Origin of the sequence: Streptomyces sp. NPDC057654 (genome assembly GCF_042800135.1) — a bacterium.
Taxonomy (GTDB): Bacteria; Actinomycetota; Actinomycetes; order Streptomycetales; family Streptomycetaceae; genus Streptomyces.
In genome coordinates this window covers 1-2,169 of record NZ_JBHVHQ010001152.1, presented here as the reverse complement: position 1 = coordinate 2,169, position 2,169 = coordinate 1, and the positions used below count along the sequence as shown (strand labels likewise).

The following is a 2,169-nucleotide window of genomic DNA, read 5'->3' as shown; positions in this document are numbered from 1 at the left end:
GCGCCGCGCCCCGCGCGCGTACCGATAAAAAACCCGCTCAGTGGTGCGAGCCGCCCGCGGCCTCAAGACGCTTGTAGGAAGCCTCGATCTCGGCCTCGGCCTCCGTGCGGCCCACCCAGTCGGCGCCCTCGACGGACTTGCCGGGCTCCAGGTCCTTGTAGACCTCGAAGAAGTGCTGGATCTCCAGACGGTCGAACTCCGAGACGTGGTGGATGTCACGCAGGTGCTCCACGCGCGGGTCGGACGCCGGGACGCACAGCAGCTTGTCGTCGCCGCCGGCCTCGTCCGTCATCCGGAACATGCCGATGGCACGGCACTTGATGAGGCAGCCGGGGAAGGTCGGCTCGTCGAGGATGACCAGCGCGTCCAGCGGGTCGCCGTCCTCACCGAGCGTGTTCTCCACGAAGCCGTAGTCGGCCGGGTAGCTGGTCGAGGTGAAGAGTCGACGGTCGAGACGGATGCGACCGGTCTCGTGGTCCACCTCGTACTTGTTCCGCGAACCCTTCGGGATCTCGATGGTGACGTCGAACTCCACGGGTGGCTCCTCCATGATCAACACATACGTCTGGTGATTAAGTGTCCCCCACGCAGGTGTGTGGTGGCGAAAGGGGCTGGTCCGAGGTGGTCGAGGCCAGATCGTGGCAGATCAGGTGGTGGCAGGACGCCACGAAGGCCCAGCGGGCGACATGGCGGTACGCGGTCGCGGCCGCCGTGATCGGCCTGTTCGCCGCGGGCGGCGCGGTCGCGCTCGCCGGCCCCTGGGACTCGGGGCAGCGCACGGCCGAGCGCGCGCACGCCGCCGCCGGACCGGCCGCGGGTGGCGAGAATCACTCCAAGCACCCCGCCGCCGCGCCCCCCGTCCTGGCCGCGCTGGGCGAGGCGGGCGGCCCGGACGCCGTGCCGCCGCCCACCGGCGGCGGCCTCGCCGACACCCTCGAACCGCTGCTGAAGGACGACGCGCTCGGCTCCAAGCCGTCGGGCACCGTCGTGGACGTGGCCACCGGGAAGCAGCTGTTCGGTTCCGGCCAGGGCCAGGTGTCCACCCCCGCCTCCACCGTCAAGCCCGCCATCGCCGTCGCCGCCCTCTCCGCGCTCGGCCCCGACCACCGCATCCCCACCACCGTGGTGCGCGGCAAGGACGGCATCGTGCTGGTCGGCGGCGGCGACCCGACCCTGACCGCGCACGCCGTGCCGGCCGGGCTGGGCAGCCACACCCCCGCCAGCCTGCGAAAACTGGCCGACGACACGGCCCGTGCGCTCAAGGCCGCAGGCGTCCGCAAGGTCCGCCTCGGCTACGACACCTCGCGCTACTCCGGCCCCGGACGGCACCCCATAGGGCTCAACGAGAACGTCGCCCTCGTCACCCCCCTGATGGCCGACGAGGGCCGGCGGAACGACTCCGACCACGGCCCCGCCGACCGCCACGCCGACCCCGCCCGCGCCGCCGCCGACACCTTTGCCTCGATGCTCCGCGACCGCGGCGTCGCCGTGGACGGCGACCCGTCCGCCGCCAAGGCCGACGCGAAGGCCGAACGGGTGGCCGCCGTTCAGTCCATGCCGCTGTCCGCCCTCGTCGAGCGGGCCCTGACCAACAGCGACAACGACATCGCCGAGGCGCTCGCCCGGCAGACCGCCCTCGCCAAGGGCCGCCCCGCGAGCTTCACGGGCGCCTCCGAGGCCGTCATCGAGCAGCTGAAGACGCTCGGGCTGCCGCTGGACGGCGTCCACATCGCCGACGGCAGCGGCCTCGACCGCGACGACAAGGTCTCCCCGGCGCTCCTCGCCCAGGTGCTCGTACGCGCCGCCGACCCGCGCCGCCCGGAGCTGCGCCCCGTCCTGACGGGCCTGCCCATCGCCGGGTTCAGCGGCACCCTGCGCGGCCGCTACGACCAGGACTCGCCCGGCCGGGGCGTCGTACGGGCCAAGACCGGCACCCTGACCGGCGTGAACACCCTGGCCGGCATGGCCGTGGACGCCGACGGGCGGCTCATGGCCTTCGCCTTCATGACCCGCGGCGCGGCCTCCGGGGACGCCGCCCAGCACTCCCTGGACCGCCTCGCGTCGGCGGTGGCCAACTGCGGCTGCCGGTGACGCGAGGCGGCCGGGCCGCGCCCGGCCGTCCCCCTTGGGGTCCGGTGAGGTGAACCCACCCATTCGCTGTCCCACCGC

The 2,169-nt window shown here is 73.5% G+C and carries 2 protein-coding genes; one reads left to right on the top strand and one right to left on the bottom strand.

Translation table 11 applies throughout. The features are described 5' to 3' along the window. Nucleotides 1–37: 37 nt before the first annotated feature. Nucleotides 38–535, bottom strand: a complete 498-nt coding sequence (locus ACFU99_RS41485) for an inorganic diphosphatase (RefSeq protein ID WP_363130391.1) — start codon at nucleotides 533–535, stop codon at nucleotides 38–40. Nucleotides 536–576: 41 nt separating this feature from the next. On the opposite strand from ACFU99_RS41485, the gene dacB reads away from it, so the two are divergent. After that, a complete protein-coding gene (gene dacB, locus ACFU99_RS41480) occupies nucleotides 577–2,091 on the top strand; it encodes a D-alanyl-D-alanine carboxypeptidase/D-alanyl-D-alanine-endopeptidase (protein ID WP_384403339.1) in 1,515 nt (504 codons plus the stop codon). Nucleotides 2,092–2,169 lie beyond the last annotated feature (78 nt).